Annotated in this window: 12 protein-coding genes; 5 read left to right on the top strand and 7 right to left on the bottom strand. The window is 70.8% G+C overall.

Annotated features, from left to right (window positions below; all coding sequences use genetic code 11):
* Positions 1 to 53: 53 nt before the first annotated feature.
* The 3 genes from CP980_RS26410 to metH all read right to left on the bottom strand — a co-directional run bounded on the left by CP980_RS26410 (position 54) and on the right by metH (position 6,468).
* Positions 54 to 1,658, bottom strand: a complete 1,605-nt coding sequence (locus CP980_RS26410; protein ID WP_132760424.1) for an ABC transporter substrate-binding protein — start codon at positions 1,656 to 1,658, stop codon at positions 54 to 56.
* A gap of 480 nt (positions 1,659 to 2,138) precedes the next feature.
* Positions 2,139 to 2,840 carry an HAD family hydrolase gene (locus CP980_RS26405; protein ID WP_132760425.1) on the bottom strand — a complete coding sequence of 234 codons (702 nt, stop codon included), beginning with the start codon at positions 2,838 to 2,840 and terminating at the stop codon, positions 2,139 to 2,141.
* Between the two features lie 115 nt (positions 2,841 to 2,955).
* The gene (metH, locus tag CP980_RS26400) at positions 2,956 to 6,468 is read right to left on the bottom strand and encodes a methionine synthase (protein WP_132760426.1); all 3,513 of its coding nucleotides are present in this window, start codon (positions 6,466 to 6,468) and stop codon (positions 2,956 to 2,958) included.
* A 252-nt stretch (positions 6,469 to 6,720) separates the two neighbouring features.
* Here metH and CP980_RS26395 point away from each other — a divergent pair, with 252 nt between their 5' ends.
* The 5 genes from CP980_RS26395 to CP980_RS26375 all read left to right on the top strand — a co-directional run bounded on the left by CP980_RS26395 (position 6,721) and on the right by CP980_RS26375 (position 12,941).
* Entirely contained in the window at positions 6,721 to 7,488 is a 768-nt protein-coding gene (locus tag CP980_RS26395; protein ID WP_099893634.1) for an IclR family transcriptional regulator, read from the top strand.
* A 317-nt stretch (positions 7,489 to 7,805) separates the two neighbouring features.
* A complete protein-coding gene (locus CP980_RS26390; RefSeq protein ID WP_150529222.1) occupies positions 7,806 to 8,588 on the top strand; it encodes an MIP/aquaporin family protein in 783 nt (260 codons plus the stop codon).
* 73 nt (positions 8,589 to 8,661) lie between these two features.
* Positions 8,662 to 10,188, top strand: coding sequence for a glycerol kinase GlpK (glpK, locus tag CP980_RS26385; RefSeq protein ID WP_099893632.1), 1,527 nt, complete (start codon positions 8,662 to 8,664; stop codon positions 10,186 to 10,188).
* A 37-nt stretch (positions 10,189 to 10,225) separates the two neighbouring features.
* The gene (locus tag CP980_RS26380) at positions 10,226 to 11,833 is read left to right on the top strand and encodes a glycerol-3-phosphate dehydrogenase/oxidase (protein ID WP_099893631.1); all 1,608 of its coding nucleotides are present in this window, start codon (positions 10,226 to 10,228) and stop codon (positions 11,831 to 11,833) included.
* Positions 11,834 to 11,960: 127 nt separating this feature from the next.
* Positions 11,961 to 12,941, top strand: coding sequence for a PAC2 family protein (locus tag CP980_RS26375; protein ID WP_132760428.1), 981 nt, complete (start codon positions 11,961 to 11,963; stop codon positions 12,939 to 12,941).
* A gap of 86 nt (positions 12,942 to 13,027) precedes the next feature.
* Here the strand turns inward: CP980_RS26375 and mshC are convergent, their stop codons facing one another.
* The 4 genes from mshC to CP980_RS26355 form a co-directional block, all read right to left on the bottom strand.
* The gene (gene mshC / locus CP980_RS26370) at positions 13,028 to 14,257 is read right to left on the bottom strand and encodes a cysteine--1-D-myo-inosityl 2-amino-2-deoxy-alpha-D-glucopyranoside ligase (RefSeq protein WP_132760429.1); all 1,230 of its coding nucleotides are present in this window, start codon (positions 14,255 to 14,257) and stop codon (positions 13,028 to 13,030) included.
* 121 nt (positions 14,258 to 14,378) lie between these two features.
* A complete protein-coding gene (locus CP980_RS26365) occupies positions 14,379 to 15,251 on the bottom strand; it encodes an SCO1664 family protein (protein WP_150529221.1) in 873 nt (290 codons plus the stop codon).
* Positions 15,215 to 15,805 carry a DUF3090 domain-containing protein gene (locus CP980_RS26360; protein ID WP_132760431.1) on the bottom strand — a complete coding sequence of 197 codons (591 nt, stop codon included), beginning with the start codon at positions 15,803 to 15,805 and terminating at the stop codon, positions 15,215 to 15,217. The genes CP980_RS26365 and CP980_RS26360 overlap by 37 nt, the downstream gene beginning before the upstream one ends.
* Positions 15,806 to 15,867: 62 nt before the next feature.
* Positions 15,868 to 16,605: a histidine phosphatase family protein gene (locus CP980_RS26355; protein ID WP_150529220.1), complete on the bottom strand. Its 738-nt coding sequence runs from the start codon at positions 16,603 to 16,605 to the stop codon at positions 15,868 to 15,870.
* Positions 16,606 to 16,656: the final 51 nt, after the last annotated feature.

Raw genomic sequence — 16,656 nt, 5'->3', positions numbered from 1 at the left:
CCCGCCGCCGGTCCTGCCGTACTGCCGTGCTGCCCTACTGCCGTGCCGTCGGCTCAGCCGCTGACGCCGCGGCCGAGTTCCCACAGCTGGAGGTCGGAGATGGCGTTGACCGACCACTCCACTCCGGTGATCCCGTCGCGCGCGGCGACGTACTGCTTGCCCTGCCACAGGGGCAGGACGGGCACGTCCTCGGCGACGATGTCCTGCATCTCCGTGATCGCGGGGACGGCGACGTTGCGGTCGACGGCGCGCCGGGATTCGGGGATGAGCTTGGTGCGCACCGCGGCGTTGGCGTACGGCGTGCCCAGGAAGTTGTCCTGCTCCAGGAACGGGGCGAGGAAGTTGTCGGCGTCGGGGTAGTCGGGGAACCAGCCGAGCCCGTAGGCGGCGTAGTCGCCCTTCTTCTGGGCGGGCCGGAAGTCGGACCATTCGGAGCCCTGGACGGTGACGTCGAACAGCTGGGTGGAGTTCAGCTGGTTCTTGAGGATCTCGAACTCGGTGGCCGTGCCGTCGCCGTAGTGGTCCTTGGTGTAGTTCAGCGTCAGCTTGACCGGGGTCTTGATCCCGGCGGCCTTCAGCAGGTCGGCGGCCTTGGCGGTGTTGGCCTCGCCGTACTTGTTGAAGAAGGAGTTGACGTGGCCGGGGACGGAGCTGGGGACCAGGGAGTACAGGGGCTGTGCGGCCTTGCCGTAGACCTTGTCGATGATCGCGTTGCGGTCGACGGCGGCGGCGAGGGCCTGGCGGACGGCCTTGTCCTTGACGCCGGGGGCATCGGTGTTGAAGCCGATGTAGCGGATCTCCAGGCCGGGCATCGGGACCAGCTTGACGCCCTTGGGGGGCTTGCCGGCGAACTCGGTGATCTGGGCGGGCGACAGGGTGCGCGAGACCATGTGGACGGATCCAGCGGTCAGGGCCTTGCCCATGGCGGCGGAGTCGTCGAAGGTGCGCAGTTCGACCTTGTCGTTCTGCAGCTTCAGGTCGCCCTTGTAGTTCGGGTTCTTGCTGAAGACGGCGCGGACGAGGTGGTTGTCCTTGACCTCGGCCTTCATCGTGTACGGGCCGGAGCCGTCGACGGCGAAGCCCTCGCGGAGCTTCTTGGCGTCGTAGTTCTTCTCGCTGACGATGCCGGCGGCGGGGGTGGAGAGCTTGTACGGGAAGGTCGCGTCCGGGGTCTTCAGGTGGAAGACGACGGTGTCGGCGGACTTCGCCTCGACGGTGTCGAGGGTGGAGAGCAGCGAGGAGGGGCCGTTCTCGTCCTTGATGGCGAGGACGCGGTCGATGGAGAACTTGACGTCCTTGGCCGTGAGGGGCTCGCCGCTCGCGAACTTGAGGCCGGGGCGCAGGGTGCAGCGGTAGCTCTCGTTGCCGGCGTCGGTGAAGCGGCAGTCGGAGGCCGCTTCGGGGACGGGCTGGCCGCCGCCGCGCGGGGTGTGCATCAGGGTCTGGACGGTCTGCCGCAGGATGTTCCAGGCGCCGGCGTCGTAGGCGTAGGCCGGGTCGAGCGGTGCGGGGGCGTAGTCGGCCGCCTCGTACCGGTCGGTGGTTCCGACGACGATCACTCCGGATCCCGCTGCGCCTCCGCTCGTGCTGCCGCAGGCGGCGAGCGTGGGGGTGAGCAGTCCGGCCGCGGCCGTCAGCACCAGGGTCTTGCGGTTCATGCTGGAAGTACTCCCTATACCGGCACTTGCTCAAAGCGGCGTAAAGGGCACTTCGCGGCGGTCGCCCGTTCAGGGCGGAACGATCGGGCCGGTGTTGTGACGATCGGTCCACGCGGTTCCGGCACATGGGTGTGTGTCCGGGACAGCAGAGGTGCGGCGTAGTGCCCGCGTCGACATTAGTGCTCTGGGAGGGGATGGCTTGAACTGGCAGGACTTGGGGCGTAATCGCACGGTGATGGGTGCGGACTGGCTGTTTATGTGCCGGTCGCCGCAGATTCGGTCAGGAGCTGATCAATCCGGACACAAAGGCAGGTTTCCAAGCCCCCGGACAGGTCCGTCGGGGGCTTGGCGGGTGACAAAGGTCACCCGACTCAACTGCCACGGAAAGGATGGAATTTCAGCCTCCAGGCCATGGAACGGAAGATCCTTCCGTGGGGCCTCGGTCACACCGCCATTCCGTTCGGCACTGAGCGTATGCGGTCAGTTCATCGGAGTGATGAGGGAGCGCAGGAACGGAAGGTCCACGTCCTCCAGTGAGCGGACGATCGTACGGCCCGGCGCCGGTGCGATGACGCCGACGGAGGGCACGGCCACCACCCGGCAGCCGGCCGCCTCCGCGGAGGCCACCCCCGTCGCGGTGTCCTCGATGACCGCGCAGCGCGAGGGGTGGGCGCCGAGGGCGCGGGCGGCGAGCAGGTACGGGTCGGGGTGCGGCTTCGTACGGGCCACCTCGTCGCCGGCGACGCTCAGCGCGAACCGCTCGGGGCCCAGGGCGCGCAGCACCCGGTCGATGACGCGGCGGTGCGAGGCGGAGACGAGGGCGGTGGGCACGTTGTGCCGGGCCAGCTCGGCCAGCAGCCGCTCGGCGCCGGGCATCATCGGGACCTGATCGGCGATGCGCGCTTCGAAGCGCTCGTTGAGCAGGACGCTCAGCTCCCCGATGGTGACGGCGGCGCCGGTGGACTCGATGAGGAAGGCGGCCGAACGGGTCATCGGCCCGCCGACGACCACATCGCGCCAGGACTCCTCCAGGCGGTGGCCGAGCTCGGCGAAGACGTCGACCTCGATCTCCCACCAGAAGCCCTCGGTGTCGACGAGGGTGCCGTCCATGTCCAGCAGCACCGCCTGCAGGGCATGCCCGTCGGCCGTACGGGCCACGGGCGCGGGAACGGTGCTGGTCATCCGGCACACACCTCTCTCAGGGGACGAGAAGGCCGGTCGCCTCTTCCCCATGGGCATTCCCCCGGGGAACAGGCGACCGGCCTGTATGGGACCGACAAGTCTACGTCGGTCCGCGTCAGCGTGCGTTGAAATACTTCGCTTCGGGGTGGTGGATGACGATCGCGTCGGTGGACTGCTCCGGGTGGAGCTGGAACTCCTCGGAGAGGTGGACGCCGATGCGCTCCGGCTGGAGGAGGTCGGCGATCTTGGCGCGGTCCTCCAGGTCGGGGCAGGCCCCGTAGCCCAGTGAGAAGCGGGCGCCGCGGTACTTCAGGTCGAACATGTCCTCGACGGCGGCCGGGTCCTCGCCGCCGAAGCCGAGCTCGGCGCGGACGCGGGCGTGCCAGTACTCGGCCATGGCCTCGGCGAGCTGGACCGACAGGCCGTGCAGCTCCAGGTACTCGCGGTAGGAGTCGGACTCGAACAGCTTGGCGGTGGCCTCGCCGATCTTCGACCCGACCGTGACCACCTGCAGGCCGACCACGTCGGTCTCGCCGGACTCCTCCGGGCGGAAGAAGTCGGCGAGGCACAGGCGCCGGCCGCGGCGCTGGCGCGGGAAGGTGAAGCGGGTCCGCTCGTTGCCGTCGTCGTCGAGGATGATCAGGTCGTCGCCCTTGGAGACGCAGGGGAAGTACCCGTAGACCACCGCGGCTTCGAGCAGGTTCTCGGTGTGCAGCTTCTCCAGGAGGCCGCGCAGCCGCGGCCGGCCCTCGCTCTCGACGAGCTCCTCGTACGTGGCACCGCCGGCGCGGGCCTGCTTGAGGCCCCACTGGCCCTTGAACAGCGCGCCCTCGTCGAGCCAGGAGGCGTAGTCCTTGAGCGGGATGCCCTTGACCACGCGGGTGCCCCAGAACGGCGGGGTCGGGACCGGGTTGTCGACGGCGACGTCGGAGCGGCCGCCCTTCTCCTCGGCCTCCTCCACCTGCGGGAGCGGGGTGTCCCGCTTGGCGACGCGGCGCTGCTTGAGCTCGGGCAGGGAGGCGCCGGGGACCCCGCGCTTGACGGCGATCAGGGCGTCCATCAGGCGCAGGCCCTCGAAGGCGTCGCGGGCGTAGCGGACCTCGCCCTCGTAGATCTCGTGGAGGTCCTGTTCGACGTAGGCGCGGGTGAGGGCGGCGCCGCCGAGGATCACCGGGTAGTCGGCCGCCAGCTTGCGCTGGTTGAGCTCCTCCAGGTTCTCCTTCATGATCACGGTGGACTTCACGAGGAGGCCGGACATGCCGATGACGTCGGCCTTGTGCTCCTGCGCGGCCTCCAGGATCGCGGAGACCGGCTGCTTGATGCCGATGTTGACGACGTTGTAGCCGTTGTTGGTGAGGATGATGTCGACGAGGTTCTTGCCGATGTCGTGGACGTCGCCGCGGACGGTGGCGAGGACGATGGTGCCCTTGCCCTCGTCGTCGGTCTTCTCCATGTGCGGTTCGAGGTAGGCGACCGCGGTCTTCATGACCTCGGCGGACTGAAGGACGAACGGCAGCTGCATCTGGCCGGAGCCGAACAGCTCGCCGACGACCTTCATGCCCTCCAGCAGGGTGTCGTTGACGATGTCGAGCGCGGCCCTGGTCTGCAGGGCCTCGTCGAGGTCGGCCTCCAGGCCGTTCTTCTCGCCGTCGATGATGCGGCGCTGGAGCCGCTCGTCGAGCGGGAGCGCCATGAGCTCCTCGGCTCGGCCGGCCTTGAGGGACTTGGTGTTGACGCCCTCGAAGAGGGCCATCAGCTTCTGGAGCGGGTCGTAGTCCTCGGCGCGGCGGTCGTAGATCAGGTCGAGGGCGGTGCTGACCTGCTCCTCGTCGAAGCGCGCGATGGGCAGGATCTTGCTGGCGTGGACGATCGCCGAGTCCAGGCCCGCCTTGACGCACTCGTCGAGGAAGACGGAGTTCAGCAGGACGCGGGCGGCCGGGTTCAGGCCGAAGGAGATGTTGGACAGGCCGAGCGTGGTCTGCACGTCCGGGTGGCGGCGCTTGAGCTCGCGGATCGACTCGATCGTCGCGATGCCGTCCTTGCGGGACTCCTCCTGGCCGGTGCAGATGGTGAAGGTCAGCGTGTCGATGAGGATGTCGGACTCGTTGATGCCCCAGTTGCCGGTCAGGTCGGCGATCAGGCGCTCGGCGATGGCGACCTTGTGCTCGACGGTACGGGCCTGGCCCTCCTCGTCGATGGTCAGCGCGATGAGCGCGGCGCCGTGCTCGCGGGCCAGGCGGGTGACCTTGGCGAAGCGGGAGTCGGGGCCGTCGCCGTCCTCGTAGTTCACCGAGTTGATGACGGCGCGGCCGCCCAGCTTCTCCAGGCCCGCCTGGATCACGGGAACCTCGGTGGAGTCCAGGACGATGGGCAGCGTCGAGGCCGTGGCGAAGCGGCCGGCGAGCTCCTTCATGTCGGCGACGCCGTCGCGGCCGACGTAGTCCACGCACAGGTCGAGCATGTGCGCGCCCTCGCGGATCTGGTCGCGGGCCATCTCGACGCAGTCGTCCCAGCGGGCCTCCAGCATGGCCTCGCGGAACTTCTTGGAGCCGTTGGCGTTCGTCCGCTCGCCGATCGCCATGTACGCGGTGTCCTGGCGGAAGGGGACGGTCTGGTAGAGGGAGGACGCGCCGGGCTCCGGGCGGGGCTCGCGGACGGCCGGGCTGAGCTCGCGGACGCGCTCGACGACCTGGCGCAGGTGCTCGGGCGTCGTACCGCAGCAGCCGCCGACGAGGGAGAGGCCGTACTCGCGGACGAAGGTCTCCTGGGCGTCGGCGAGCTCGGCGGCGGACAGCGGGTAGTGCGCGCCGTTCTTGCCGAGGACGGGCAGGCCGGCGTTGGGCATGCAGGAGAGCGGGATGCGCGCGTTGCGGGCCAGGTAGCGCAGGTGCTCGCTCATCTCGGCGGGGCCGGTGGCGCAGTTCAGGCCGATCATGTCGATGCCGAGCGGCTCCAGCGCGGTGAGCGCGGCGCCGATCTCGGAGCCCAGCAGCATGGTGCCGGTGGTCTCGACGGTGACGGAGCAGATCAGCGGGACGGAGACGCCGAGGGCTTCCATGGCGCGGCGGGCGCCGATGATGGAGGACTTGGTCTGCAGGAGGTCCTGGGTGGTCTCGACGAGCAGGGCGTCGGCCCCGCCGGAGATCAGGCCCTCGGCGTTGACCTGGTAGGCGTCGCGGATGGTCGCGTAGTCGATGTGGCCGAGGGTGGGCAGCTTGGTGCCGGGGCCCATGGAGCCGAGGACCCAGCGCTGCTGCCCGGTTTCGGCGGTGTACTCGTCGGCGACCTCGCGGGCGATGCGGGCGCCGGACTCGGACAGCTCGAAGTTGCGTTCGGGGATGTCGTACTCGGCGAGGGCGGCGAAGTTCGCGCCGAAGGTGTTGGTCTCGACGCAGTCCACGCCCACCGCGAAGTACGCGTCGTGGACGGAGCGCACGATGTCGGGGCGGGTGACGTTCAGGACCTCGTTGCAGCCTTCGAGCTGCTGGAAGTCCTCCATGGAGGGGTCCTGCGCCTGGAGCATCGTTCCCATGGCTCCGTCGGCGACGACCACGCGGGTCGCGAGCGCCTCGCGGAGGGCGTCTGCCCGGGTCTGGGTGTCGGCGGGCGGGTTCGGCAACGAGGCCATGGTTGTGCTCCCTGGGATGCGACGGCTGTCGGCTTTGCACCCTCGCTGTGTCAAGGGTGCACGCGGTCAGGGTAACCGCGCGGCACCGGCCCCGGTGGTGCCGTCCCACGTGGCGGACTGCATTCTGTGCGCGGGGGTCTGCCAGGGGTCACCTGGTCGACGGAGGCCTGAACAGTTGCCCAACCATGCACAAGGTCGACATGGGCCGATACTGTTCAGCATTGTCGAACTACGTCAGCAGGAGGCTGCGCGATGGCACGGAACATCCAGTCGCTCGAACGAGCCGCTGCGATGCTGCGACTCCTGGCGGGCGGTGAGCGCCGGCTGGGCCTCTCGGACGTGGCCAGTTCCCTGGGCCTGGCCAAGGGCACGGCGCACGGGATCCTGCGCACGCTGCAGGCCGAGGGCTTCGTGGAGCAGGACCCCGCCTCGGGCCGCTACCAGCTGGGCGCGGAGCTGCTGCGCCTGGGCAACAGCTACCTGGACGTGCACGAGCTGCGCGCCCGCGCCCTGGTCTGGACGGACGACCTGGCCCGGGCGAGCGGCGAGAGCGTGTACGTGGGCGTGCTCCACAAGAGCGGGGTGCTGATCATGCACCACGTGTTCCGCCCGGACGACAGCCGCCAGGTGCTGGAGGTGGGGGCCATGCAGCCGCTGCACTCCACGGCCCTGGGCAAGGTGCTGTCCGCGTACGACCCGGTCGCCCACACGGAGGCGCTGGAGGCGGAGCGCGAGGCGTTCACCCCGCGGACGGTCACCGACGGCGCGGGCTTCGAGGAGATCCTCGACCTGACCCGGGCGCGCGGCTGGGCCGCGGACGTGGAGGAGACCTGGGAGGGCGTCGCCTCGGTGGCGGCGCCGATCCACGACCGGCGCCGGATGCCGGTGGGCGCGGTGGCGGTCGCCGGCGCGGTGGAGCGGGTGTGCGGGGAGGCCGGGGAGCCCCGGGCGAGCCTCGTGGCGTCCGTGCGGGACTGCGCACGGGCCGTTTCACGCGATCTCGGCGCGGGCCGGTTCTAGGCCCCGCACAGAGCGTTCTCGGCCACCCCTTGGCTGCTTTCTGCCCTCTTTTCGCCATATTCCGGCCATCCGATGGCCGAGTTTGGCTGATCGTACCTAGTGGTAACGATCCGACACTTAGGCCTGGACAACCCTTGACGCCTTCTTCACCTGGGATGAAAACTGCCGTTCATCGGTCGGCATTGTCGAACACCTACCGGCAATACGCGTTAGGGTGTGGCAAGGCCATGGACCGGTGAACCACTCACCGAGTGCGCGGACCACCGGACGGGACCCGGTGTCCGCACACCCCTGGACGTAAGACAAAGGAGTCGCGGGTGTCCAGCTCCGACATCTTCATCGGCGAGACCATCGGTACCGCCCTGCTCACACTGCTCGGTGGTGGCGTCTGCGCCGCCGTGACGCTCAAGAGCTCCAAGGCCCGGAACGCAGGCTGGCTCGCGATCACGTTCGGCTGGGGTTTCGCCGTTCTCATCGCCGCCTACGTCTCCGCGCCGCTCTCCGGCGCGCACCTCAACCCGGCGGTCACCGTCGGCCTTGCGATCAAGAACAGCGACTGGAGCGACGTTCCGGTCTACTTCGCCGGCCAGCTCCTCGGCGCCATGCTCGGCGCGGTCCTGATGTGGGTCACCTACTACGGTCAGTTCGCCGCGCACCTCTCGGACCCCGAGCACATCCGTGACGCCAAGCTCGGCCCCGAGGACCCGCACCCGCACGACCAGGCCGGCCCGGTGCTCGGCGTCTTCTCCACCGGCCCCGAGATCCGCAACGTCGTCCAGAACCTCGCCACCGAGATAATCGGCACGGCCGTCCTGGTCCTGGCGATCCTGACCCAGGGCCTCCAGGACGACGGCAAGGGCCTCGGCGTCATCGGCGTCCTGATCACCTCCTTCGTCGTCGTCGGCATCGGCCTCTCCCTGGGCGGTCCGACCGGCTACGCCATCAACCCGGTCCGCGACCTCGGCCCGCGCATCGTCCACGCCCTGCTGCCGCTTCCCCACAAGGGCGGCTCCGACTGGGGATACTCCTGGATCCCGGTGGTCGGCCCGCTCGCCGGTGCCGCCCTCGCCGGTGGTCTGTACAACCTCGCGTTCGCCTGATCAGCACCGGCACGTATCGCAAGATCCGCACCGCCCCTGATTCCGCCTACCTAGACCTGCCAGGAGCAGCCACATGAGCCACAGCACCGGCCCCTTCATCGCCGCGATCGACCAGGGCACCACCTCTTCCCGCTGCATCGTCTTCGACCGCGACGGCCGCATCGTCGCCGTCGACCAGAAGGAGCACGAGCAGATCTTCCCGAAGCCGGGCTGGGTCGAGCACGACGCCACCGAGATCTGGACCAACGTCCAGGAGGTCGTCGCCGGCGCCATCGCCAAGGCCGAGATCACCGCCGCCGACGTCAAGGCCGTCGGCATCACCAACCAGCGCGAGACCACCGTCCTGTGGGACAAGAACACCGGCCTGCCGGTGCACAACGCGCTGGTCTGGCAGGACACCCGCACCGACGCCCTCTGCAAGGAGCTCGGCCGCAACGTCGGCCAGGACCGCTTCCGCCGCGAGACCGGCCTGCCGCTGGCGAGCTACTTCGCCGGTCCGAAGGCCCGCTGGCTGCTCGACAACGTCGAGGGCCTGCGCGAGCGCGCCGAGGCCGGGGACATCCTCTTCGGCACCATGGACTCCTGGGTCATCTGGAACCTCACCGGCGGCGCCCAGGGCGGCGTGCACGTCACCGACGTCACCAACGCCTCGCGCACCATGCTGATGAACCTGCACACCCTGGAGTGGGACGCCAAGATCGCGGAGTCGATGGAGGTCCCGCTCGACATCCTCCCCGAGATCAAGTCCTCCGCCGAGGTCTACGGCCACGTCAAGGACGGCGTCCTCGCCGGTGTCCCGGTCGCATCGGCGCTCGGCGACCAGCAGGCCGCCCTCTTCGGCCAGACCTGCTTCGCCGAGGGCGAGGCGAAGTCCACGTACGGCACCGGCACGTTCATGCTGATGAACACCGGCGACAAGGTCATCAACTCCTACAGCGGCCTGCTGACCACGGTCGGCTACAAGATCGGCGACCAGAAGCCGGTCTACGCGCTGGAGGGCTCCATCGCCGTCACCGGCTCGCTCGTCCAGTGGATGCGCGACCAGATGGGCATGATCAAGACCGCGGCCGAGATCGAGACCCTCGCGCTCTCCGTCGAGGACAACGGCGGCGCCTACTTCGTGCCGGCCTTCTCCGGCCTGTTCGCCCCGTACTGGCGCTCCGACGCCCGCGGTGTGATCGCCGGCCTCACCCGGTACGTCACCAAGGCGCACATCGCCCGTGCGGTCCTGGAGGCCACCGCCTGGCAGACCCGCGAGATCACCGACGCCATGACCAAGGACTCGGGCGTCGAGCTCGCCGCCCTCAAGGTCGACGGCGGCATGACCTCCAACAACCTGCTGATGCAGACCCTCTCCGACTTCGTGGACGCCCCCGTGGTCCGTCCGATGGTCGCGGAGACCACCTGCCTCGGCGCCGCCTACGCCGCCGGCCTGGCCGTCGGCTTCTGGCCCGACACCGACGCCCTGCGCGCCAACTGGCGCCGCGCGGCGGAGTGGACCCCGCGGATGCCCGCCGAACAGCGGGACCGCGAGTACAAGAACTGGCTCAAGGCCGTCGAGCGGTCCATGGGCTGGATCGACGACGAAGACGCCAGCTGACGCACCAGCTGAGTCAATCGACGAGGAGCTAAGAGATATGAGCACCCTGCAGAGCGTCCCCACCCTGGGTACGCACCCGACCGCCGGCTCGAACGCGAGCCGCGCCGAGACCCGTGAGCAGCTGGCGAAGGCCACGTACGACCTGCTGGTCATCGGCGGTGGAATCCTGGGCACCTCGGTGGCCTGGCACGCCGCGCAGTCGGGTCTGCGGGTGGCCATGGTGGACGCCGGCGACTTCGCCGGCGCCACCTCCTCCGCCTCCTCCAAGCTCGTCCACGGCGGTCTGCGCTACCTGCAGACCGGCGCGGTCAAGCTGGTCGCCGAGAACCACCACGAGCGCCGGGTGCTGGCCAAGGACGTGGCCCCGCACCTGGTCAACCCGCTCACCTTCTACCTGCCGGTCTACAAGGGCGGACCGGTCGGTGCGGCCAAGCTGGGCGCGGGCGTCTTCGCCTACTCCGCCCTCTCGGCCTTCGGCGACGGCATGGGCAAGGTCATATCCCCCGCCCGTGCCGCCGCCGACAACCCGGGTCTGAAGACGGACAACCTCAAGGCCGTCGCGGTCTACTACGACCACCAGATGAACGACTCCCGCGTCGCCGTCATGACGGTCCGCGCGGCCGTCGAGTCGGGCGCCGTCGTCCTCAACCACGCCGAGGTCACCGGCCTGCGCATGACGCGCGGCCGGGTCACCGGTGCCGAGCTCAAGGACCGCCTCGACGGCACCGAGTTCGGCGTCGACGCGCGCGTCGTGCTCAACGCCACCGGCCCGTGGGTGGACCACCTGCGGCGCATGGAAGACAAGCACTCGATGCCGTCGATCCGCCTCTCCAAGGGCGCGCACATCGTCATGAAGCGCAAGTCGCCGTGGAAGGCCGCCATGGCCACCCCGATCGACAAGTACCGCATCACCTTCGCCCTCCCGTGGGAGGACCAGCTGCTGCTCGGCACCACCGACGAGGTGTACGAGGGCGACCCGGCCGACGTGCGCGCCACCGAGGCCGACATCCAGCAGATCCTGGACGAGGCGGCCTTCTCGGTGAAGGACGCCGACCTGGACCGCTCGCTGATGACGTACGCCTTCGCCGGCCTGCGGGTGCTGCCCGGCGGCCCCGGCGGCGTCGAGAAGGCCAAGCGCGAGACCGTCGTCTCCGAGGGCGCCGGCGGCATGCTGTCGGTGGCCGGCGGCAAGTGGACGACGTACCGCCACATCGGCCGCGTCGTCATGGACAAGCTGGCCAAGCTGCCCGGCAGCCCGCTGACCGACGACATGGAGCCGGTGAAGTCGCTCGTACGCCGGGTGCCGCTGCCCGGTGTCGCCAACCCGAACGCCGTCGCGCACCGCCTGCTGGTGGACCGCGAGCCCGGCACGCGGATGGACCCGCTCACCGCCCGCCACCTGGCCTCGCACTACGGTTCGCTGGCCTTCGACATCGCGCGCCTGGCGAACGAGGACCCGGCGCTGGCCGAGCGGATCCACCCGGACGGTCCCGAGATCTGGGCGCAGGTCGCCTACGCCCGTGACAACGAGTGGGCCGAGACGGTCGACGACGTGCTGCGCCGCCGCACCACGGTGACGGTCCGCGGACTCGACGACGACTCCGTGCGCGCACGGGTCGAGGAGATGCTGGGCCGCAAGGCATAGCTCGTACGCAGGTGGGGAAGAGGGGCGGTTCCGAGGGGAACCGCCCCTCTGTCGTGGGCTGTGGCCGGTGTCCCCTCAAGGCTTAGGCTGGCCCACGTACGCAAGGGAACTTCGGAAGGAGACCTGGGTGATCGAGCTTGAGGGCGTGCCCGAGCTGATCGACCCGGTCATGGTGGCCGCGTTCGAGGGCTGGAACGACGCGGGTGACGCGGCCTCCGGTGCGGTCGCGCACCTGGACCGGGAGTGGAAGGGCGAGGTCTTCGCGGCACTGGACGCCGAGGACTACTACGACTTCCAGGTCAACCGGCCGACGGTGTGGCTGGACAACGGGGTACGGAAGATCACGTGGCCGACGACGCGGCTGTCGGTGGTCCGGATCGGCGGCGCCAAACCGCGCGACCTCGTGCTCGTGCGGGGCATCGAACCGTCCATGCGCTGGCGGTCGTTCTGCAACGAGATCCTGGGCTTCGCGCACGAGCTGGGCGTGGAGATGGTCGTGATCCTGGGCGCGCTGCTCGGGGACACCCCGCACACCCGGCCGGTGCCGGTCAGCGGGGTCACCTCGGACGCGGACCTGGCGCGGACGATGGACCTGGAGGAGACCAAGTACGAGGGCCCCACGGGCATCGTGGGCATCCTGCAGGAGGCGTGTACGCACGCGGGCGTCCCGGCGGTGTCGCTGTGGGCGGCGGTCCCGCACTACGTCTCGCAGCCGCCGAACCCGAAGGCGACGCTGGCGCTGCTGAACCGGCTGGAGGATCTGATCGACATCCGGATCCCGCTGGGTGAACTCCCGGAGGACGCGCGGGCGTGGCAGCTCGGCGTGGACCAACTGGCCGCGGAGGACAGCGAGGTGGCGGAGTACGTCCAGACGCTGGAGGAGGCGCGGGACACGGCGGACCTGCCGGAGGCCTCGGGCGACGCCATCGCCCGGGAGTTCGAGCGGTACCTGCGCCGCCGCGACCCGGCGGCCCCCACGGCCGAGCCGGGCGACGGCTCGTACCTGCGCGATACGAGCAGCGGCCTGACCCGCCCGCCCAAGCGCAAGCCGGACCCCGAGGCGGGGGCCGAGACCGAGCCCGGCGAGGACGACGCGCCCGAGGCGTAGCCCCGGACGCCGCCCCGCGCGGCCGGACACCACGATGCCCCCCCGACCGGACGGTCGGGGGGCATCGGCGGTTTCGGCCCCGGGTCTTACAGGGCCACGCCCAGGAGGGCGTCGACCGTGCGCGAGACCAGGCCCGGCGCGGACTCGTCGTCCCCGTCGGAGGCGTTCTGGGCGTCCACCCAGCGGTCCACGGCCGCGAGCGCGGCGGGGGCGTCCAGATCGTTCGCCAGCGCCTCGCGGACCTCCTCGACGAGGCCGTCGGCCGGCAGGCCGTCCGGGCGGGACACGGCCGCGCGCCAGCGCTCCAGGCGGGCCACCGCCTGCTCCAGGACCTCGTCCGTCCACTCCCAGTCGGCCCGGTAGTGGTGCGAGAGCAGGGCGAGGCGGATCGCCGCCGGGTCCACCCCGGCGCGGCGCAGCGCGGAGACGAAGACGAGGTTGCCCTTCGACTTCGACATCTTCTCGCCGTGCAGCGCGACCATGCCCGCGTGCACGTAGGCCTTGGCCATCGGGAACTCGCCCGTCAGCGCCTGGGCGTGCGAGGCGCCCATCTCGTGGTGCGGGAAGACCAGGTCGGAGCCGCCGCCCTGGATGTCGAAGCCCATGCCCAGGTGGTCCAGGGCGATGGCGACGCACTCGATGTGCCAGCCGGGCCGGCCGCGGCCCAGCGAGCCGCCGTCCCAGCTCGGCTCGCCCGGGCGGGCCGCCATCCACAGCATCGGGTCCAGCGGGTTCTTCTTCCCCGGGCGCTCCGGGTCGCCGCCGCGCTCCGCGGACAGCAGCCGCATCGCCTCGGCGTCGAGGTGGGAGACGCTGCCGAAGTGGGCGTCGGCCTCCACCGAGAAGTAGATGTCGCCGTCCAGCTCGTACGCGGCGCCGGCGTCGCGCAGCCGCTCCACCAGCGGCACGATGCCCGGTATGGCCTCGACGGCGCCGATGTAGTGCTGCGGCGGCAGCATCCGCAGGGCGGTCATGTCCTCGCGGAAGAGGGCCGTCTCGCGCTCCGCGAGCTCGGTCCAGTCCTGGCCGTCGCGCAGCGCCCGCTCCAGGAGCGGATCGTCGACGTCCGTCACGTTCTGGACGTAGTGGACCTGCCGCTTGGTGTCGAGCCACACGCGCTGTACGAGGTCGAACGCGTTGTAGGTCGCCGCGTGACCGATGTGGGTCGCGTCGTACGGAGTGATGCCGCAGACGTAGATACGGGCGACGGGACCGGGGGCGAGGGTGATCGTCCCCTGGGTCGCGGTGTCGTGGATCTGGAGGTCGCGGCCCTTGCCAGGAAGGGCGGGGACCTCAGAAGCGGGCCAGGCATGCATGGGTCGAGCCTAACCGGACGCGTGTTCCGAAAACGAACCGGACCTGCACTGTTGTCCTGATCGGCGCTCTTGCGGTCCGGCCGGTTCTGTGCCTGGCCGGGCTGTGCCCGGCCACGCCTGTTCAGACCGGCGGCCAGGGGATGGCCGGCCACTGCCCGGAGGGCTGCGGGTGCACTCCGGTGCGCAGGAGATCGGCCACCCGGGCGCGTACGGCGGCCAGCTCGACCGGGGTGATCAGTTCGGCCAGCCGGGTGGCGAGCGGCTCCCCGTCGGCCAGCCGGGCCGCCAGGGCGGTGAGCACCTCGCGGGCCTCTTCGGTCAGCGGTTCGCCGGCCCAGCCCCAGAGCAGGGTGCGCAGTTTGTCCTCGCGGTGGAAGGTCACCCCGTGGTCGATGCCGTAGAGCCGCCCGTCGGGCGCGGGGAGCAGGTGGCCGCCCTTGCGGTCACCGTTGTTGATCACGGCGTCGAGGACGGCGAGCCGGCGCAGCCGGGGGTCGTCGGCGTGGACGAGCAGCGCGGTGCGGCCCTCCCCGACGTCGGCGAGGGCGACCGGCTTCCAGCCCTCCCCCGCCTCCTCGCCCTCGACGAGGGCCAGCAGGCCGCCGCCGGACTCCCCGTCACCGGTGTCCTCGCCGTCGGGCTCCCCGCTCTCGCCGGGGCCGATCCACAGCTGGACCATGCCCTCCCCGTACGGCCCGTCGCGCAGCACGGTCGGCGGTACCAGGCCCCAGCCCGTGGCCTCGGAGACCAGGTAGGCGGCGAGCTCGCGCTGCGCCAGGTTCCCGTCGGGGAAGTCCCACAGCGGGCGCTCGCCCTTGACCGGCTTGTAGACGCATTCGGCGCTCAGGCCCCCGTACGTCACCGTGCACAGCAGCACGGCGTTGGACGCCTCGCGGATCCGGCCGACGACCGTGAGCTCGCCGCGCGCCAGCAGCTCCTCAAGTTCCCCCGTGGCGCTCACACCTGGCGCCGGTAGCCGTTCTGGCGCGGGCACACGTGTCCCTCGGGGTCGAGCGGCAGGCTGCACAGCGGGCAGGGCGGCCGGCCCGCGTTGACCACGTCCAGGGCCCGCTTGGCGAAGGCCCTGGCCTGGGCGCCGGTGAGGCGGACCCGGAGCATCGGCGGGCCGTTCTCCTCGTCCTGGAGCAGCCGCTCCTCCGCCTCGGCCAGGTCCTCCTCCGAGTCGGCGTCGAGCTCCACGAGCGCCTGCGCCTCGACGATCATCCGCTGCTCCTCGCCGTCCCAGGCCAGGGCCATGGTGCCGACCCGGAACTCCTCGTCGACCGGGACGTCCAGCGGCGCGGTGTCGGCCGCCTCGGCGGGGGCCATCGCCGGGACGGGGGCATTGCCCCCGGTGCGCCGTACGACCTCGTCCAGCAGCTCGTCCATCCGCTCGGCCAGCGCCGCGACCTGGGTCTTCTCCAGGGAGACGCTGGTGACGCGGGGGCCGGAGGAGGCCTGCAGGAAGAACGTACGGCGTCCAGGCAGGCCGACCGTGCCCGCCACGAAGCGGTCCGGCGGGTCGTAGAGGAACACCTGACGGGGCACGTCCAGTCTCCAAGGCTCGGTGGCGCGTTGTTTCGGCCCGTCCACCCTACTGCGCGCTGCGATCAGGCCGCGCCCGCGCCGCCTCCGACGACCGCGTCGCCTCCGTCCTCGGTCGCGCTCTCGAAATCGGCGGTGCCGGCGGCCGCGGCGTCCGGCGCGGGGGCCGGGCGCGGGGCGAGCGAGCCGAAGTCCCCCGTGTCGCCGAGCCGGAGCAGGAACGGGCGCGTCGGCGTGTAGCGGACGACCGTGACCGAGCAGGGGTCCACGTGGATGCGCTGGAAGAGGTCGAGGTGCATGCCCAGGGCGTCCGCGACGAGGGACTTGATGATGTCCCCGTGCGAGCACATCAGGAAGACGGCGTCGCTGCCGTGCTCCTCCTCGATCCGCGCGTTCCACTCCCGTACGGCGTCCACGGCGCGCGCCTGCATGGCGCGCATCGACTCGCCGCCGGGGAAGGCGGCGGCCGAGGGGTGCTGCTGGACGATCTTCATCAGGGGTTCGTCGGAGAGCTCGGAGAGTTTGCGGTTCGACCAGTCCCCGTAGTGGCATTCGCCGATGCGGTCGTCGGTGTGCAGCTCCAGCTCCGGGCGCGCGGCGAGCAGCGGCGCGAGGGTCTCGCGGCAGCGCTGGAGGGGGCTGCTGACGGCGGCGGCGAGTGGCACGGCGGCGAGCCGTCCGGGCAGCGCCGCCGCCTGCTCGGCGCCGCGCTCGTCGAGGGCCACTCCCGGCGTCCATCCGGCGAGCAGCCCTGCGGTGTTGGCGGTGGACCGCCCGTGTCGTACGAGGATCAGCGTGGCCATGGCGCAAGCGTAAGCGGTCGCCGGTGCGTGCGGACCGGGGGCGGTGGGGGG

Origin of the sequence: Streptomyces vinaceus (assembly GCF_008704935.1) — a bacterium.
In the GTDB taxonomy this organism is placed as follows: domain Bacteria; phylum Actinomycetota; class Actinomycetes; order Streptomycetales; family Streptomycetaceae; genus Streptomyces; species Streptomyces vinaceus.
This window is presented reverse-complemented; position numbering and strand designations above follow the sequence as displayed.

Bases quoted from the DNA above. Each gene is read 5' to 3' on its own strand.
- CP980_RS26410 (WP_132760424.1), bottom strand. From the start codon at position 1,658: ATGAACCGCAAGACCCTGGTGCTGACGGCCGCGGCCGGACTGCTCACC.
- CP980_RS26405 (WP_132760425.1), bottom strand. From the start codon at position 2,840: ATGACCAGCACCGTTCCCGCGCCCGTGGCCCGTACGGCCGACGGGCAT.
- metH (WP_132760426.1), bottom strand. From the start codon at position 6,468: ATGGCCTCGTTGCCGAACCCGCCCGCCGACACCCAGACCCGGGCAGAC.
- CP980_RS26395 (WP_099893634.1), top strand. From the start codon at position 6,721: ATGGCACGGAACATCCAGTCGCTCGAACGAGCCGCTGCGATGCTGCGA.
- glpK (WP_099893632.1), top strand. From the start codon at position 8,662: ATGAGCCACAGCACCGGCCCCTTCATCGCCGCGATCGACCAGGGCACC.
- CP980_RS26380 (WP_099893631.1), top strand. From the start codon at position 10,226: ATGAGCACCCTGCAGAGCGTCCCCACCCTGGGTACGCACCCGACCGCC.
- mshC (WP_132760429.1), bottom strand. From the start codon at position 14,257: ATGCATGCCTGGCCCGCTTCTGAGGTCCCCGCCCTTCCTGGCAAGGGC.
- CP980_RS26355 (WP_150529220.1), bottom strand. From the start codon at position 16,605: ATGGCCACGCTGATCCTCGTACGACACGGGCGGTCCACCGCCAACACC.